A 16265-nucleotide genomic window follows, 5' to 3' on the forward strand; every position below is an offset into this window, starting at 1 on the left:
CGTCCCTCGGTTCGCGTTGCTACGCCGAGGACGAATGCCACGTGCTCACTCCGACATGGGCCGGCCGGCTGTTTGCAAGATGGCGATCAAGGAGTCCAGCGTCGCCTTGTCGAGGCGCCCGATCTTGTCCGCCAGAAGGTTGGCCAGCAGCGTCGCTTCCGGGCTCAGACCGGCGGTGTCTACGATGATTCGCGGATGCGATTCCCAGGCCAGCCGCTCCAGTTCCTCGGCCTCGTCCCATATGACGTTGAAATAGCCGATGATCTTCTGCACCGTCGCCCAGTTCGGCGCGCCCCGGCGGCCATGCTCCAGGGCCGAAAGATAGGCCGGGCTGACGCCGAGCGCGGCTGCCATGTCCTTCTGGCTGATGCCGCGCTCCCGGCGCAGCGCCCGCATCTTGGCGCCGAACGGGGTCATCGCGGCGCCGGGCGGCGCAGCCGCACATAGAGCGCGCCGCCGCCGCCGTGATTGCGCGCGGCGTGATCGTGGCTGCTGACCAGACCGCGGAACGGCGCCGTGGCGAGCCAGCCGGGCACGGCGCGGCGCAGCACGCCGTCACCGCCCGAGGACGAGCCTTTTCCGGTGATCACCAGCACGTAGCGGATGCCGTTGGCATGGGCGCGATGAAGGAAGGAGAACAGCAGCGGATAGGCCTCGTCCTGGGTGAGGCCATGCAGGTCGACGCGACCCTCGATCGGCAGCCGGCCGGCGGCAAGCTTGTCATGCGTCGGGCGGTCGAGGGCGTTCTGGGCGAGCGTTTTCGGACGAGCCGGCGCAACCGGCGGCGACGCCGGCGCAGCAGGAGGCGCCTTGTCCAGCACCTCCTTCTTGGTCAGCGGCGGCTCGGCCGGCGCTTCCGGATGCTTTCGCCCTTTCAGCGGCGTCGCCGAGCGCGCGACAAGGCTCCACAGCACCCGGTCCTCGTCGGTGAGCGTCTTGTGCGACCGACGGCTCATTGCCGGATGCCCATGGCAAGCGATCGCGGAATCAAGGCAAAGAAGTCGGCCTTGGCCCGCACCACGCCGGCGATCTCTCCTGCCGCGTCGCCCGAACCGGCGAACAGGTCGCCGCGCGCCGGGCCGACGATCGCCGAGCCGGTGTCCTGGGCGATCATCAGCCGCCGGAACGGCTCTCCACCGAAAGCGGTCAGGTCCGGCGCATGGATGAAGAACGGCGTGCCGAAGGTGTGCAGCAGGCGGTCGACCGCCATGGACCGGCCGGGCGTCAGTGGTACCTTGGCGGCGGCCACCGGGCCGAGGGCGGGATCGTCGACGGTCGCCTCGCGGAAGAAGATAAAGGAGCGGTTGCGCCACAAAATCTCGTCGATCCGATCCGGATTCTGTGAAAACCAGGCGCGAATGGACTGCATCGTCACCTTTTCCAGCGGAATTTCGCCGAGATCGGCGAGGATTCCGCCGGGTCCGGTGAAGCGGTGTCCCGATTTCGCGGCATAGCTCACTCGCCGGGTCGTGCCGTCCGGCATGATGAGGCGCGCCGCTCCCTGGACATGGATGAAGAAGGCCTCGACCTTGCCGGCGACCCAGGCGATCGCCAATTTTCCGGCGTCGAGCGCGCCCTGCTCGATGGCCTGCCGGTCGAAATAGGGCTTTATGCCGGCCTCGGTCTTCTGGCCGAAGGCGAGATAGGGATCGAAGCCGGCCGGCCGGTTCGCGTCGTCGACGTCGACCAGATCGTCGGGGCGCGCCAGCAGCGGAACCGTGAAATCTGCCGTTCGGACCGGCGAGGCAGAAACCTCGGGCTCGTAAAAACCGGTGACGAAACCCCTGCCGCCGTCCTCCGCGGCGATCCGGGCCGGGACGAAATGCCGCTCGAAGAAGGCCCGCGCCTGCGCGCCGTCCGCGACCTCCGCCACCCTCGCCTCGGCATAGACGGCTTCGAAGGCGGCGAAGTCGACGCCGAGGCCGCCGGTCCGGTAGGGTTTCGACAGGACGTGGACGGCAGAGCGCCGAAAAGCGGCGAAAGCCGCCCGGCAATCATCCTCATGCCAGCCCGGAAGCTCGTCGAAATGCCCGAAAACGAAATACGGGGAGAGCGGCGGCATGGCGGCGCTCGGCGGCCGGGACGATCAGTCTTCGGCTTCGGTGGCGACCAGCTTCCAGTTGGGGTCCTTGGAGCGGGTGTCGCGGGCGAAGGTCCAGACGTCCTTGACCTCCGCGACGGTCTCCGGATCGCCGTCGATCACCTCGCCGGCCTTGTCGCGGGTCGCCGAGATCAGCTCGCTGACGACGCGCAGCGTGATGTGCGCCTCGCCGCCCTTCATCTCGGCCGAGACGATGTCGGCCTTGTCGATGCCGACGAAGGAGGACTGGATCTTCTCCGAGCGGCTCTCGCGATCGCCGATCGCGGCGACGAAACCGTCATAGACCTCGCGGGATAGCAGGTTCTTCAAGGTCTTTCGGTCGCCGTCGGCATAGGCCATGACGATCATCTCGTAGGCCATCTTGGCGCCCTCGACGAAGGATTTCGGCTCGAAGGTCGGGTCGGCGTCGCGGATGGCGCGCAGCCCCTTGTTGAGGTCGCTCGGCGGCGGGGCGACGGCGTCGATCGCCGCATAGGTGTCGTCCGGCTCGCCGGGCCCGCGCTTGCGCGGCAGCGACACGACGTTGTCCGTCTTGGAAGGATCCTTGTCGCGGGTGCGGCCGGCAGTATAGGGATCGAAGGGCTGCCGCTCGTTGCCGGTGCGGCGGCCGAGCACGTTGCGCAACTGGAAGAAGATCACGACCGCCGCGACCAAGAAAAAAATCGTCCCGAAGTCGAAGAATTCCATATCTTCCGCCAACCCGATCTTATTGAAGGTGCGACCCCGGCACAGGAACCGGGCACGGCACCGCGTGTCGCAGCAATTCATATAGATCGCAGGGGGCGATCATTCAAATCAAACACCTGCATACCTATGTATGGCACAATGTGCCAGCAGCAATTGCCGGCTCGGCCAACCCCTTCAATCCGGAATCCCAGTGCGACGCATCCTCCTGCCCCTGTTCCTCCTCGCCCTTCCGCTGATCGAGATCGCCGGCTTCGTGATCGTCGGCAGCGAGATCGGCGTGCTGGCGACGATGGCCCTGGTGCTGGCGTCCTGCATCCTCGGCTCGATCCTGCTGCGCCTGCAGGGTTTTGGCGTACTCAGCCGCATCCGCCAGGATGTCGCCGAGGGACGCGACCCCGGACGCCAACTCGCGCATGGCGTGATGATTCTGGTCGCCGGCATCCTGCTGATCATCCCCGGCTTCTTCACCGACATCATCGGCCTGCTGCTGTTCCTGCCGCCGGTGCGCGACCTCGGCTGGCGGCTGGTCCGCGACCGCGTGCAGGTCGTCGGCGACTTCGGGACGTTCCGCGGCCGACCCCATGCGGGCGGCGGGCGCGGTGGCGGCAAGGGGCCGACGATCGATCTCGACGAGGACGACTATAAACGGACGCCCGATCCGGATTCGCCTTGGCGGCGCATCGACCGGGGCTGACCCGAAGTTCGATAGCAGGTCACCTCGAGCCCGGGATCCGACCATGTCCGCCTGCCCGGCATAACTTGTGTTGCCCAGCCGAGCATGCTAGCGAGGCCGCGATTTTGATCGGGCCGCAAGGCGGCCGAAACGAGAGGATTCCGGCCGATGGCCAGCAACGAGAACACGCCGGCGGGAACGGCGACCAACGGGAACGCCCAGCAGGCCAAGCCGACGCTCAACGTGCTTGCGCAGTATGTGAAGGATCTGTCCTTCGAGAGCCCCGGCGCGCCGAACTCGCTGCGCGGCCGCGACAAGGCCCCCGGCATCAACATCAACGTCAATGTCAGCGCCAATCCGCTTTCCGAGAAGGAATTCGACGTCAACCTGACGCTGAACGCCAAGGCGACCTTCGAGGCGGAAGTGCTGTTCAACGTCGAGCTGGTCTATGGCGGCGTCTTCCGTATCGAGGGCTTTCCGCAGGAGCACATGCTGCCGCTGCTGTTCATCGAATGCCCGCGGCTGCTGTTCCCGTTCGCGCGCCAGATCATCGCCGAGGCGACCCGCAATGGCGGCTTCCCGCCGCTGATGCTCGACCCGATCGATTTCGCCCAGATGTTCCAGCAGAAGCTGGCGGAAGATCAGGCCGCCGCCAAGGTCAAGGTCAGCTGAGCGCCTCGGCCGGGCGCACCGCGCCCGGCACCTGCAGCCACAGCGCCTTGTCTCCCAATTGTGCGACCAGGCGCGCATGCGCTTCGGTCTCTCCCGACGTCAGCCGCGGCGCCAGCGGCCGCGGCCGCAGCCTGATGGCGATCTCCACGGCTTCGATCGACTGCTCGACGCGCGCCGTCTCGGCGGTGTCGAGGATGAGCGTCGCCTGCTTGCCGCCGATCAGCTCGATATAGACTTCCGCCAGCAGTTCGGAATCGAGCAGCGCACCGTGCTTGGTCCGCCGGCTGTTGTCGATGCCGTAGCGGCGGCAGAGCGCGTCGAGCGAATTCGGACCCATCGGATGCTTGCGGCGCGCCAGCGCCAGGCTGTCGACGACCCGCTCCGGCGCCACCGGCGGCAGGCCGAGACGCGCGAACTCGGCATTGATGAAGCCCATGTCGAAGCCGGCATTGTGGGCGACCAGCCGGGCGCCGTCGATGAAGTCGACGAAATCGCCGGCGATCTGGGCAAAGGTGGGCTTGCCGACGAGGTCGGTGTCGCTGATGCCGTGCACGGCCAGCGCATCGGGGTGGACGGGCCGGCCCTGCGGATTGATGTACATGTGGAAGGTGCGGCCGGTGGGGAACCGGTTGTCCAGCTCGACGCCGCCGATCTCGATCACGCGGTCATCGCGCGGGTCGAGCCCGGTCGTTTCGGTATCGAAGATGATTTCCCGCATCCGAATCAGTTCTTCCGCCTGACGTTCATGAAACCGATTTTCCGGCAGGGAGGCCGCCGGAGCAAGGTGTCCGCCGCCTCAGCTGCGGTTTTCCCCCGCCAGATCGGCGATGATGGCGGCAACGGCCTCACGGGCACTCTCCATGCCGAGCCCGGTATCGATGAGGTAGTCGGCCCGGCGCCGTTTCTCGGCGTCGGGGACCTGCTTCGCCAGGATGGCATCGAATTTCACCTGCGTCATGCCCGGCCGTGCCAGCACCCGCCTGCGCTGGATTTCCGGATCCGCCGTCACGACGGCGACCTTGTCGACGCGGCCGCGCCCGCCGGTCTCGAACAGCAGCGGAATGTCGAGGACCACCAGTGGCGCGCCGGCGGCGCGGTGCCGGGCGACGAAGGCATCGGCATCGGCTCGTACCAGCGGGTGCACGATCGCCTCCAGCCTGGCCAGCGCCTCGGGCCTGCCGAGCACGTGTCCAGCGAGGTCGGCCCGGTCGACCACCCCATCGCGCACCGTACCCGGAAACGCAGCCTCGACCAGCGGCGCGGCGGCGCCTGAATAGAGCCGGTGCACCGTCTCGTCGGAATCATGCACGGGCACGCCGGCGTCGGCGAACATGCGGGCGGTCGTCGACTTGCCCATGCCGATCGATCCGGTGAGGCCGAGGACGATCATGCCGCCTTCGCGACGATATCGGCGGCGACCAGCGCGCGCAGCTCCGGCGTCACCTCCGGCTTGACGCCGAACCATCTCTCGAAGCCGGGTGCCGCCTGGTGGAGCAGCATGCCCAGGCCGTCGACGGTTTTCAGGCCACGACGCCGCGCCGCGGCCAGCAGCGGCGTCTCGAGCGGAACATAGACGATGTCCGTGACCAGCGCGTTGTCCGGCAGATGCCCGAGGCCCAGCGGAAGCTCGGCCTCGCCATGCATGCCGACGGAGGTGGTGTTGACCAGCAGCGCCGCATCGCCAAGCAGCTCGCCGGTCGCGGCGAGCTGATGGGCGGAGAAGGCCGGGCCGAACTCGCGGGCAAGCAGCCGAGCCCGCTCCAGCGTCCGGTTGACGATACGGATGTCGCGGAAGCCCCGTGCCTTGAGCGCGTAGAGCACGGCCCGGGCCGCTCCGCCGGCGCCGAGGACCACCGCGGTCCCCGCATGCGCCCACCCCGGCGCATGCTCGTCGAGATTGGCCGCGAAGCCGTAGGCGTCGGTGTTCGATCCATGCAGCAGGCCGTCCTCGAGCCAGAGCGTGTTGACCGCGCCGATCCGTTCGGCCGCGTCGTCGCGACGGTCGACGGTGCGGAATGCCGCCTCCTTGTGCGGCAGGGTGACGTTGCCGCCAACGAAGGCGCCGCTTGCGAGCGACGAAACAAAGGCCTCGAAGTCGCCCGGCGCAACGTCGACGGCTTCGTAGCTTCCGGAAAGCCGGTAACGGGCGAGCCAATGCGTATGAATCTTCGGCGACCGCGAATGGGCGATCGGGTGCCCGCAGACGAAGGCCCTGCGTCTTGCCTCAGGCATCGATCGCCCCCAGGTCGCGCAGCGCCGCCAGCACCGGCAGCAGGGGCAGGCCGACAATGGTGAAATAGTCGCCGTCGATCCTCTCGAACAGCTGGATCCCCTCGCCCTCGATCTGATAGGCGCCGACGCTCCGTAGCGCCTTGTCGCCGACGCGGGCGAGGTGGCGGCCGATGAAGGCCGGGTCGAGAGGCCGCATGGTCAGTCGCGCGACCGAAACAGTGCGCCACAGCGTCTCGCCGTCGCGCACCAGGACCGCCGCGCTGTTGAGATGATGGGTCTTGCCGGAGAGCGCCAGCAGATGGCGCCGCGCATCCTCCATGTCCTTCGGCTTGTGAAACAGCCTGTCGCCCAGCGACAGCGTCTGGTCGCAGCCCAGCACCAGGGCTCCGGGATTGCGCCCGCTCACCTCGATCGCCTTGGCCTCGGCCAGCACCTCGGCCACCTCCTCCGGCGTCGCACCGGAACCGGCGAGCGGCGCCTCGACCGTGCGCTCGTCGATCCGGGCGGCGACAGGCCGGATGTCGAGGCCGGCATCGACCAACATCGTCCTGCGGAACGGGCTCGCAGAAGCCAGGATGAGCGTCATCGTCGCGCCCTCGCGCAAGTGGTGTCGGTAATCGCCTAGAGCGGAATGCGATCCGATCGAACCGGCATCCCGTTCTATCTCGTTGTTTTGCCGCATGATCTTGTCGGAAAAGTCTGCAGCTTCCCGGGATCATGCTCTAACGCGTCTTGCCGCGCAGGGCAACGATCGCCGCCGCCGTCTCCTCGATCGAGCGCCGGCTGACGTCGATCGTCGGCCAATTGTGGCGCGCGCAGATCTGGCGGGCGTAGGCCAGCTCCTCGGCGATGGTGGCGCGGTCGACATAGGCCTGGGAGTCGAAGCCGGTGGTCATGCCGAGCACACGGTTCTGCCGGACATGCGAAACGCGTTCGGCGCTGGCGATCAGGCCGACGATCAGCGGCCGGGTCGCCAGCGCCAGGCTTTCGGGCATAGGCACCCCGAGCACGATCGGGATGTTGGCGGTCTTGATGCCGCGGTTTGCGAGATAGATCGATGTCGGCGTCTTGGACGTGCGCGATATGCCGATCAGGACGATGTCGGCCTCGTCGACGTCGCCGGGCGACTGGCCGTCGTCATGCTCCATGGTGAAGTTGAGCGCGTCGATGCGGCGGAAATATTCGGCGTCGAGCACATGCTGGGCGCCGACGCGCCGGCCGGCCGGCGTGCCGAGATAGGACTGGAAGACGCCGAGCACCGGCTCCAGCACCGAGACGCAGGGCAGGCCCATCTCGGCGCAGCGCGAATCGATCAGTCCCGCCAGATGCTGGTCGACGATGGTGTAGAGGACGATGCCCGGCTCCTCGTCGATGTCCTCGAACACCTTGTCGAGCTGCTTTTCAGTGCGGATCAGCGGGTAGATGTGTTCGATCGCCCGCGCATGCTTGTACTGCGCGGCCGCGGCACGGCCGGCGGCGAGCAGCGTCTCGCCGGTGGCATCGGAAATCAGGTGGAGGTGGAAGAAGTTCTGCGGCTTGTTCACAGAGCGCGCCCGGTCCTGTGGGGGGGTGTGGACAACGGGCCGGAATCCGCCCTGCCCGTCGGGCGGACTGTATCAGAACGCCGCTTGTCCACAATTCACCGCGACGCGGAGCCTGATGGCGCGGTGCTGGCAATTATGGGGAAAAGCCGGCGGGTCGAATCGTCATTTCGCGAAAGTAGGAATCCGACTGCCTGGAACTCTCTGAAAAACAACGGGTTCAGAAGTTTTCCCCGAAGTTCTCCCCATCCCGGTGGGAGGCACCCACAGCCGAAAGCCGGCCCGCGACACAATGCCCGGCCGGGAAAACGTCCAATCACCGATTCCAACAGAGTCATAGAATCAGAAATTCCTTTATGAATGTTTAAAGTTTTAGAGGAGCGCCAGGGACAGCGAAGTCCGTCTCCGGCCGGACGGGACGCTTCATTCGGCGACCAGCGTGGGAGCAGTGCAGTGAGCAGCACGGACAGCAACACCAGCAGCGGCCGTGTCGCCGCCAGGCGAGCGGCGATGGCCCTCGTCCTTTTCGCAGTCGCCGCGGGCCTGCTCTTCCTTCTCGATCCGGTCGATCTCAGCCTCTGGATCAAGGCAGCCCATGTGATCGCGGTCATCTCCTGGATGGCCGGCATGCTCTACCTGCCCCGGCTGTTCGTCTATCATGCCGGAGCCGAACCGGGCTCGGTGCAATCCGAGACCTTCAAGGTCATGGAGCGGCGGCTCTACCGCCTGATCATCAATCCGGCGATGATCGCCACCTGGGTGTTCGGACTGTGGCTGGCCTGGAGCCAGTTCGGTTTCATGGGCGGCTGGCTGCATGCCAAGATAGCGCTGGTGGTGGCGATGTCGGCCGTGCATGGCTATCTCGGCGGTGCGCTGCGGCGCTTCGCCGAAGACCGCAACGAAAAGCCGGCGCGGCATTGGCGCATCGTCAACGAGGTTCCGACCGTGCTGATGATCGTGATCGTCATCCTCGTCGTGGTCAAACCGTTCTGATCGCTGGAACCGAAAAGGCGCCTTGCTCTTTCTCTAGCGAGGCGGTAAAAGCGGGGCCCTCCTCTCCGCCACACGCCGCCCCTCATCTTGGAATTCGCAGTCGGTTGCGTCAGGCGCGCTCATCGCATTCGTCGATAGCTTTTCTCACCTTCGCCAAGGCCTCCTATGCAGGAAATGAAACTTCAGGACTTCAAGAACAAGAAGCCGATCGACCTGATCGCCTTCGCCGAATCGCTCGATGTCGAGAATGCCAGCGTCATGCGCAAGCAGGAGCTGATGTTCGCGATCCTGAAGAAGCTGGCGGCGCAGGATGTCGAGATCATCGGCGACGGCGTCGTCGAGGTGCTGCAGGACGGTTTCGGCTTCCTGCGCTCGGCCAACGCCAACTATCTGCCGGGCCCGGACGACATCTACATCTCGCCTTCGCAGATCCGCCGCTTCTCGCTGAAGACCGGCGATACGGTCGAGGGACCGATCCGCAGCCCGAAGGAAGGCGAGCGCTATTTCGCGCTGCTCAAGGTCAACTCGATCAATTTCGACGATCCGGAGAAGATCCGGCACAAGATCCACTTCGACAATTTGACGCCGCTCTATCCGACCTCCCGGTTGAAGATGGAGATGGAAAACCCGACCACGAAGGACATCTCGCCGCGCGTCATCGACCTGGTGGCGCCGATCGGCAAGGGCCAGCGCGCGCTGATCGTGGCGCAGCCGCGCACCGGCAAGACGGTGTTGCTCCAGAATATAGCGCATTCGATCACCAGCAATCATCCGGAATGCTACCTGATCGTGCTGCTGATCGACGAGCGCCCGGAAGAGGTGACCGACATGCAGCGCTCGGTGAAGGGCGAGGTGGTGTCGTCGACCTTCGACGAACCGGCCGTGCGGCACGTCCAGGTGGCCGAGATGGTCATCGAAAAGGCCAAGCGACTGGTCGAGCACGGGCGCGACGTCGTCATCCTGCTCGATTCGATCACCCGCCTCGGCCGCGCCTACAACACCGTGGTGCCGTCCTCCGGCAAGGTGCTGACCGGCGGCGTGGACGCCAACGCGCTGCAGCGGCCGAAACGCTTCTTCGGCGCGGCGCGCAACATCGAGGAAGGCGGGTCGCTCACCATCATCGCCACCGCGCTGATCGATACCGGCAGCCGCATGGACGAGGTGATCTTCGAGGAGTTCAAGGGCACCGGCAATTCGGAAATCGTGCTCGACCGCAAGGTGGCGGACAAGCGCATCTTCCCGGCCATGGACATCCTCAAGTCCGGTACCCGCAAGGAAGACCTGCTGGTGCCGCGGCAGGACCTGCAGAAGGTGTTCGTGCTGCGCCGCATCCTGGCGCCGATGGGCACCACCGACGCGATCGAGTTCCTGATCGACAAGCTCAAGCAGACCAAGTCCAATTCGGACTTCTTCGATTCGATGAACACCTGACGCGAGATCGACGAGGGTTGTCGATTCGCACTCGAAACAAGTCTTCTGATAAGCGGTTCGATTCGGCTCCGGAACGTACGTGGCAACCGTTGGATAGAGCCGCGACTGTCGCGGAGGTCCGCGATGGTCTGCCACCGCGAAATCGAGTGGCCACAGGCCTGCGGTCCACGCTAGGCTGACGCCGGATTCCAACGGCTGGAAGATGCGTATTACAGGCTCCTCTCCTGTTGCCGGCAAAACAAGTGACACGATCGTTGCCCTGTCGAGCGGGCGTCTGCCGGCAGGGGTCGCGGTCGTACGCATGAGCGGACCGGCGGTCAGGGAGACGATCACGGATCTTGCCGGATTGCTGCCGCCACCGCGAATGGCGCGGTTCGGTGTCCTGAGGCTGCCTGACGGGTCGGTGCTGGACAGCGGCCTGACGTTGTTCTTTCCCGGACCTCACAGTTTTACCGGCGAGGATTGCGGCGAGTTCCAGATTCATGGTGGCCGGGCGGCGGTCGATACGTTGCTGCGGACCATTGTCCAGCGGCCGGGCTGCCGGCTGGCGCAGGCGGGAGAGTTCACGCGCCGCGCCTTCGAAAACGGTAAGATGGACCTGCTGGACGCCGAAGCGACGGCCGACATCATCGCCGCCGAGACCGAAGGCCAGCGGCGCTTCGCTGTCGAGAACAGCAGCGGCCAGCATGCGAAGCTCTACAGCGGATGGCGTGGCCGGTTGATCCGGGCGCGGGCGCTGGTCGAAGCCGAGCTGGACTTTGCCGACGAAAGCGACGTGCCCGGCTCCGTCTCGGATCAGGTTTGGGCCGACATGGAGACGCTTCTGACCGAAATCCGCGGGCATGCGGGCAGCTATGCGAAAGCCGAAATGCTTCGCGACGGTTTCGATGTCGTGCTCGTCGGCGCCCCGAATGCCGGAAAATCCAGCCTGCTGAATGCCTTGGCTCGCCGCGAGGTGGCAATCGTCACCGACGAGCCAGGCACGACCCGCGACCTGATCGAAATCGCGCTCGATCTGAACGGCACGAAAGTAAGGTTAACGGATACGGCCGGACTGCGCGAAACCGGCGGCAAGGTGGAGCGCCTCGGCATCGAGAAGGCGCGGGCACGGGCGCAAGGAGCCTCGCTCGTGCTGGCGCTTGAAGACCTGTCCGCTCCCGTGGCGGTCAGCGAGCGCTTCCCCGGCGAAGTCCTGCGGGTGGGGACCAAGCGCGACCTGGTCGGCCAGATGGAGTCAACGGACCCGTATGACTTTCTGATCTCCTGCGTAAGCGACGAAGGTTTGCCCGAGTTGCTGGCGGCGATCGAGGACCGTGCGGCAAAGGCGGGGCCGCAGCGTGGCGAACTGATACCATGGCGGATCCGCCATGTAGGGCTGCTTGAGCAAGCCATGACCCATCTTCGGCGCAGCCTGGCTGCGATACCATTGGAACTCCGCTCGGAGGAGCTTCGGCTGGCGAGCAATGCCCTGGGGCGGATCGTCGGAGAAATCGACGTGGAGGATCTGCTGGACGCGATCTTCGGCCAGTTCTGCATCGGCAAGTAGCTCGTGATTCACGTGAAACATGCGCTTCACGGCCCGTGCACGAGCGCGAATACTTGACAGGCGCGGCAAGGCGCCTATTGCAAACGACATGGCACAATCAGTGATGTTCGACGTGGTGGTGGTCGGCGGCGGCCATGCCGGCAGCGAAGCTGCCGCGGCGGCTGCGCGGGTCGGTGCCCGGACCGCTCTGGTCACGATGAGCGCCGCGGCGATCGGCACCATGTCCTGTAACCCGGCGATCGGCGGCATCGGCAAGGGCCAGCTCGTGCGCGAGATCGACGCGCTGGATGGCATCATGGGCCGTGCGGCCGACATGGGCGGCATCCAGTTCCGCCTGCTCAACCGGCGCAAAGGCCCGGCGGTGCGCGGGCCGCGCACCCAGGCCGATCGCAAATTGTATCGCGAGGCGGTCCAACACCTTATCCAATTGCAGCCGAACCTTTCCGTCCTGGAAGGCGAAGTTGCCGAGATCGTTGTCGGGGATGGACAGACGCGTGGCCTGATACTGGCCGACGGCACGCATATCGCTTGCGGGGCCATGGTGCTCACCACGGGTACTTTCCTGCGCGGCCTGATCCATATAGGCGAGCGGCGCATTCCCGCCGGCCGGATGAACGAGAAGGCGGCCGCCAGCCTGTCGGCTTCGCTGAGCCATGCCGGCTTCGCGCTAAAGCGCCTGAAGACGGGAACCCCGCCGCGCCTGGATACCGCAACGATCGACTGGGCAGGTCTCGGCCGGCAGGCCGCGGACGAGGAGCCCGTGCCTTTCTCGCTGATGACCGAATCGATCGCCAATCCGCAGATCGAATGCGGCATCACCCGCACCACGGAGGCTACGCATCGCGTCATCCGCGACAATCTGCATCGGTCGGCGATGTATTCCGGCTCGATCGAGGGTGTCGGGCCGCGCTACTGCCCTTCGATCGAGGACAAGATCGTCAAGTTCGGCGACCGAGACGGCCACCAGATATTTCTCGAGCCGGAAGGCCTGGACGATCCGGTGGTCTATCCCAACGGGATTTCGACCTCTCTTCCAGAAGACGTGCAGCTCGCCCTGCTCAAGACCATTCCGGGGCTGGAGCGCGCTAAGATGCTGCAGCCGGGCTACGCGATCGAGTACGACCACGTCGATCCGCGCGAGCTCCACGCCACGCTCGAGACCGGCAAGATCGCCTGCCTTTTCCTGGCCGGGCAGATCAACGGCACCACCGGTTACGAGGAGGCGGCGGCGCAGGGCCTGCTGGCCGGGCTCAACGCGGCACGGCGCGCTTCGGGCGAAGCCGGCGTCGTCATCGGCCGCTCCGAGGCCTATATCGGGGTCATGGTCGACGACCTTACGACAAGGGGCGTGACCGAACCTTACCGCATGTTCACGTCCAGGGCGGAGTTTCGCCTGTCGCTTCGGGCCGACAATGCCGACACGCGGCTGACTCCGCTTGCGGAAAAATGGGGCCTGGCGTCGGTCGAGCGCCGTAGTGCCTTTGCGGCGCTGGCTCGCCGGCGGGAGCAGGCCATGGGTCTTGCGCAATCCTTGTCACTGACGCCCAACGAAGCGCGGCGGCACGGTCTGAACATCAATATGGACGGCAAGCGACGGTCGGCCTTCGAGCTGCTGTCCTATCCCGAAATCGATGTCCCGCTGCTGTCGGGCATATGGCCCGAGTTGGCTGCTCTCGACGCGAAGACCGCGGAGAGCCTGGAGATCGAAGCAGGATATGCGGTGTACCTCGACAAGCAGACCGGGGATATCGAGCAGATAAGAAGGGACGAGGAAAGGCTGATTCCAGAAGGCCTTGATTTTGCTTCGCTTCCCGGCTTGTCCAACGAGTTGAAGCAGAAGATGGCGCATCGCAGGCCGGCATCGATCGCCGCGGCGGCGCGGATGGAAGGCATGACGCCGGCGGCGATGGCGATCATCGCCGCGCGTGTCCGCGAGGCAGAGCGGACCGCTGGAGACCGGGCGGCGTGAGCGCCGAAGCATTCGAGGCGCTTGTCAAGATCGCAGGGCCTGTTTCACGTGAAACTTTCTCCCGCCTGCAGCGGTTTGTCGCACTTTTCCAGCGCTGGAACGCGGTAACGAATCTGGTTGCCGCTTCGACGGTGGAGGATCTGTGGGCCCGCCACATTCTTGACAGCGCGCAATTGGCAAAGCTCCGGCCGCTGTCCGGCAGATGGGTCGATCTCGGGTCCGGCGGCGGCTTTCCGGGCCTCGTCTTGGCCATTCTGGGGCGCGAGACGCCGGGCTTCCGTATAGACCTGGTCGAGAGCAACCGAAAGAAGGCCGGGTTCCTTCAGACGGCAAGCGGCGAGCTCGGCCTGCCGGCGGCCATCCATGGACGGCGGATCGAACAGGTCCACGAAAAAATCGGGCAGGTCGACGTCGTCACGTCGCGCGCCCTCGCACCCCTATCCCACCTGCTGGCTCTTTCGGAGCCATGGCTGACAAAGGGTGCAACGGCGCTTTTTCACAAAGGTCGGGAATATCGCCGCGAGATCGAAGAAAGTTCTCACTTGTGGCACTATCACCTGATAGAACACCCAAGCGCGGTCGAATCGCAGAGCGTTATCCTAGAGATAAGCCGGCTGGATCGGGCGCGCTGACAGAAACAGCCATCGCGGCGGAACCATGTCCCAATCGCCTCGGATCATCACCATCGCCAACCAGAAGGGCGGGGTGGGCAAGACCACCACCGCCATCAACCTGGCGACGGCCCTGGCCGCGATCGGGGAGCGGGTCTTGCTCGTCGATCTCGATCCGCAGGGCAATGCCAGCACCGGCTTGGGCATCGACCGCCGGGATCGTGTCTCGTCCTCCTACGACGTGCTCACCGGGGCGCTGTCGCTCGAAGACGCGGCGATGGAGACGGCCGTTCCTGGCCTGTTCCTCGTTCCCTCCACGCTCGACCTGCTCGGCGTGGAAATGGAGATCGCAGGCACTCCCGACCGCGTGCTGCGGCTGCGCAATGCGGTTCGCTCCTCGGCAGCGAGAGTGGGTCTCTACAGCTATATCTTGATCGATTGTCCGCCCTCCCTCAACCTGTTGACGTTGAACTCCATGGCGGCGGCGGATTCCGTGCTTGTCCCGCTGCAATGCGAGTTCTTTGCGCTGGAAGGCTTGAGCCAGTTGCTCGAGACGGTCGAAGAGGTCCACCGGACGGTCAATCCCGATCTCACCATCCAGGGGATCGTCATGACCATGTATGACGGCCGCAACAACCTGGCCAATCAGGTCGTCGACGACGTGCGGGCTCATCTCGGCGACAAGGTCTACAACACGATTATCCCCCGCAACGTGCGCGTGTCGGAAGCGCCGTCGCACGGCAAGCCGGCGATCCTCTACGATCTCAAATGCACGGGCAGCCAGGCGTATCTGCAACTGGCGTCAGAAGTGATCCGGCAGGAGCGCCGCCTGCGGGCTGCGTGAGATTTATCCGGGCCGAATTGTAGGCTGAGCGACATGCCAATGAACGATGATCCTTCCAGACGCAGGCTTGGGCGCGGGCTTGCCGCGTTGATCGGCGAAATCGACAAGCCGGCGGAGCCGCAGCAGCCTATTGTGCAGGGCGAGCGCAAGGTGCCGATCGAGTTCATCGAACCCAACCCGCGCAATCCCCGGCGTGCATTCGGCGACGCCGACCTCACCGACCTGGCTCAATCCATCAAGGAACACGGCATCGTCCAGCCGGTGGTGGTGCGGCCGTCCGGCAATACGCCGGGGCGCTACGAGATCATCGCCGGCGAGCGGCGCTGGCGGGCGGCCCAGCGGGCGGGGCTGATCGACATCCCGGTGATCGTGCGCGAGGTCAACGACCGCACGGCGCTGGAGCTTGCGATCATCGAGAACGTCCAGCGCACCGATCTCAACCCGATCGAGGAGGCGATGGGCTATCAGCAGCTCATCGACGACCATAGCTATACCCAGGCCGATCTCGGCCAGGTGATCGGCAAGAGCCGCAGCCATGTCGCGAATACGTTGCGGCTACTCAAGCTGCCCGACGACGTTCGCGGCATGCTGATCGATGGCGCCCTGTCGGCCGGCCATGCACGGACGCTGGTGACGGCGCAGGACCCGACCGGCCTGGCCAAGCGCATCGTAGACGAGGGCCTGTCGGTGCGCCAGGCCGAGGCGCTGGCCCAGCAGCCGGCGGAGACGCCGCAAGAGGCGCCGGCCAAGACGCAGCGCGAGAAGGATGCCGATACGGTCGCGCTGGAGAAGCTGCTGACCAACGTGACCGGGCTGAAGGTCGCGATCAACCACAAGCAACAGGGCGGCGAGATGCGCATCGCCTACCGCAGCCTGGAACAGCTCGACGATTTGTGCCGCCGGCTAAAGACATAATTGCCGAGATAGTTTGCCGGCTTATCCTAGACGGGTATTCCGCTCTATCT

Annotated in this window: 18 protein-coding genes; 9 read left to right on the plus strand and 9 right to left on the minus strand. The window is 65.5% G+C overall.

Annotation, left to right across the window (positions count from 1 at the left end; genetic code table 11):
* Positions 1 to 45: 45 nt before the first annotated feature.
* The 4 genes from C7I84_RS21105 to C7I84_RS21120 are packed head-to-tail and all read right to left on the minus strand — an operon-like array spanning position 46 to position 2788.
* Positions 46 to 417: a helix-turn-helix domain-containing protein gene (locus tag C7I84_RS21105; protein ID WP_106774200.1), complete on the minus strand. Its 372-nt coding sequence runs from the start codon at positions 415 to 417 to the stop codon at positions 46 to 48.
* On the minus strand, positions 414 to 956 hold the full coding sequence (locus C7I84_RS21110; protein ID WP_106774201.1) for a Smr/MutS family protein: 543 nt from the start codon (positions 954 to 956) through the stop codon (positions 414 to 416). The genes C7I84_RS21105 and C7I84_RS21110 overlap by 4 nt, the downstream gene beginning before the upstream one ends.
* Positions 953 to 2062, minus strand: coding sequence for a murein transglycosylase A (gene mltA, locus C7I84_RS21115; RefSeq protein ID WP_106774202.1), 1110 nt, complete (start codon positions 2060 to 2062; stop codon positions 953 to 955). Before mltA ends, C7I84_RS21110 begins: the two co-directional genes overlap by 4 nt.
* 24 nt (positions 2063 to 2086) lie before the next feature.
* A complete protein-coding gene (locus C7I84_RS21120; RefSeq protein ID WP_106774203.1) occupies positions 2087 to 2788 on the minus strand; it encodes a Tim44/TimA family putative adaptor protein in 702 nt (233 codons plus the stop codon).
* Between the two features lie 190 nt (positions 2789 to 2978).
* Here C7I84_RS21120 and C7I84_RS21125 point away from each other — a divergent pair, with 190 nt between their 5' ends.
* The gene (locus tag C7I84_RS21125; protein WP_106774204.1) at positions 2979 to 3482 is read left to right on the plus strand and encodes an FxsA family protein; all 504 of its coding nucleotides are present in this window, start codon (positions 2979 to 2981) and stop codon (positions 3480 to 3482) included.
* A gap of 147 nt (positions 3483 to 3629) precedes the next feature.
* On the plus strand, positions 3630 to 4133 hold the full coding sequence (gene secB, locus C7I84_RS21130) for a protein-export chaperone SecB (RefSeq protein ID WP_106774205.1): 504 nt from the start codon (positions 3630 to 3632) through the stop codon (positions 4131 to 4133).
* Here secB and dnaQ read toward each other — a convergent pair.
* From dnaQ to C7I84_RS21155, 5 genes are all read right to left on the minus strand, one after another.
* Positions 4126 to 4851: a DNA polymerase III subunit epsilon gene (dnaQ, locus tag C7I84_RS21135; RefSeq protein ID WP_106774206.1), complete on the minus strand. Its 726-nt coding sequence runs from the start codon at positions 4849 to 4851 to the stop codon at positions 4126 to 4128. The two genes, secB and dnaQ, sit on opposite strands and share 8 nt — an antisense overlap.
* A 78-nt stretch (positions 4852 to 4929) precedes the next feature.
* On the minus strand, positions 4930 to 5523 hold the full coding sequence (gene coaE, locus C7I84_RS21140; protein WP_106774207.1) for a dephospho-CoA kinase: 594 nt from the start codon (positions 5521 to 5523) through the stop codon (positions 4930 to 4932).
* The gene (locus C7I84_RS21145) at positions 5520 to 6365 is read right to left on the minus strand and encodes a shikimate dehydrogenase (RefSeq protein WP_106774208.1); all 846 of its coding nucleotides are present in this window, start codon (positions 6363 to 6365) and stop codon (positions 5520 to 5522) included. The genes coaE and C7I84_RS21145 overlap by 4 nt, the downstream gene beginning before the upstream one ends.
* Positions 6358 to 6951, minus strand: a complete 594-nt coding sequence (locus C7I84_RS21150; protein WP_106774209.1) for a Maf-like protein — start codon at positions 6949 to 6951, stop codon at positions 6358 to 6360. Before C7I84_RS21150 ends, C7I84_RS21145 begins: the two co-directional genes overlap by 8 nt.
* 136 nt (positions 6952 to 7087) lie before the next feature.
* Positions 7088 to 7909 (minus strand): pyruvate, water dikinase regulatory protein, encoded by an 822-nt coding sequence (locus C7I84_RS21155; protein WP_106774210.1) that lies wholly within the window; start codon positions 7907 to 7909, stop codon positions 7088 to 7090.
* 507 nt (positions 7910 to 8416) lie between these two features.
* Between C7I84_RS21155 and hemJ the strand changes: the two genes are divergently transcribed.
* From hemJ to C7I84_RS21190, 7 genes are all read left to right on the plus strand, one after another.
* Entirely contained in the window at positions 8417 to 8899 is a 483-nt protein-coding gene (hemJ, locus tag C7I84_RS21160) for a protoporphyrinogen oxidase HemJ (RefSeq protein ID WP_106774211.1), read from the plus strand.
* A 165-nt stretch (positions 8900 to 9064) separates the two neighbouring features.
* Complete coding sequence (gene rho / locus C7I84_RS21165; protein ID WP_106774212.1) at positions 9065 to 10330, plus strand: transcription termination factor Rho; 1266 nt, start codon at positions 9065 to 9067, stop codon at positions 10328 to 10330.
* A gap of 202 nt (positions 10331 to 10532) precedes the next feature.
* Entirely contained in the window at positions 10533 to 11876 is a 1344-nt protein-coding gene (gene mnmE / locus C7I84_RS21170; RefSeq protein WP_106774213.1) for a tRNA uridine-5-carboxymethylaminomethyl(34) synthesis GTPase MnmE, read from the plus strand.
* 88 nt (positions 11877 to 11964) lie between these two features.
* On the plus strand, positions 11965 to 13845 hold the full coding sequence (mnmG, locus tag C7I84_RS21175; RefSeq protein ID WP_106774214.1) for a tRNA uridine-5-carboxymethylaminomethyl(34) synthesis enzyme MnmG: 1881 nt from the start codon (positions 11965 to 11967) through the stop codon (positions 13843 to 13845).
* Positions 13842 to 14477 carry a 16S rRNA (guanine(527)-N(7))-methyltransferase RsmG gene (gene rsmG / locus C7I84_RS21180; RefSeq protein ID WP_106774215.1) on the plus strand — a complete coding sequence of 212 codons (636 nt, stop codon included), beginning with the start codon at positions 13842 to 13844 and terminating at the stop codon, positions 14475 to 14477. Before mnmG ends, rsmG begins: the two co-directional genes overlap by 4 nt.
* Before the next feature lie 25 nt (positions 14478 to 14502).
* Positions 14503 to 15300, plus strand: coding sequence for a ParA family protein (locus C7I84_RS21185; protein WP_106774216.1), 798 nt, complete (start codon positions 14503 to 14505; stop codon positions 15298 to 15300).
* 39 nt (positions 15301 to 15339) lie between these two features.
* Positions 15340 to 16215, plus strand: coding sequence for a ParB/RepB/Spo0J family partition protein (locus tag C7I84_RS21190; RefSeq protein ID WP_106774217.1), 876 nt, complete (start codon positions 15340 to 15342; stop codon positions 16213 to 16215).
* Positions 16216 to 16265 lie beyond the last annotated feature (50 nt).

The sequence above is a fragment of the Kumtagia ephedrae genome (assembly GCF_003012745.1).
GTDB classification, from domain to species: domain Bacteria; phylum Pseudomonadota; class Alphaproteobacteria; order Rhizobiales; family Rhizobiaceae; genus Kumtagia; species Kumtagia ephedrae.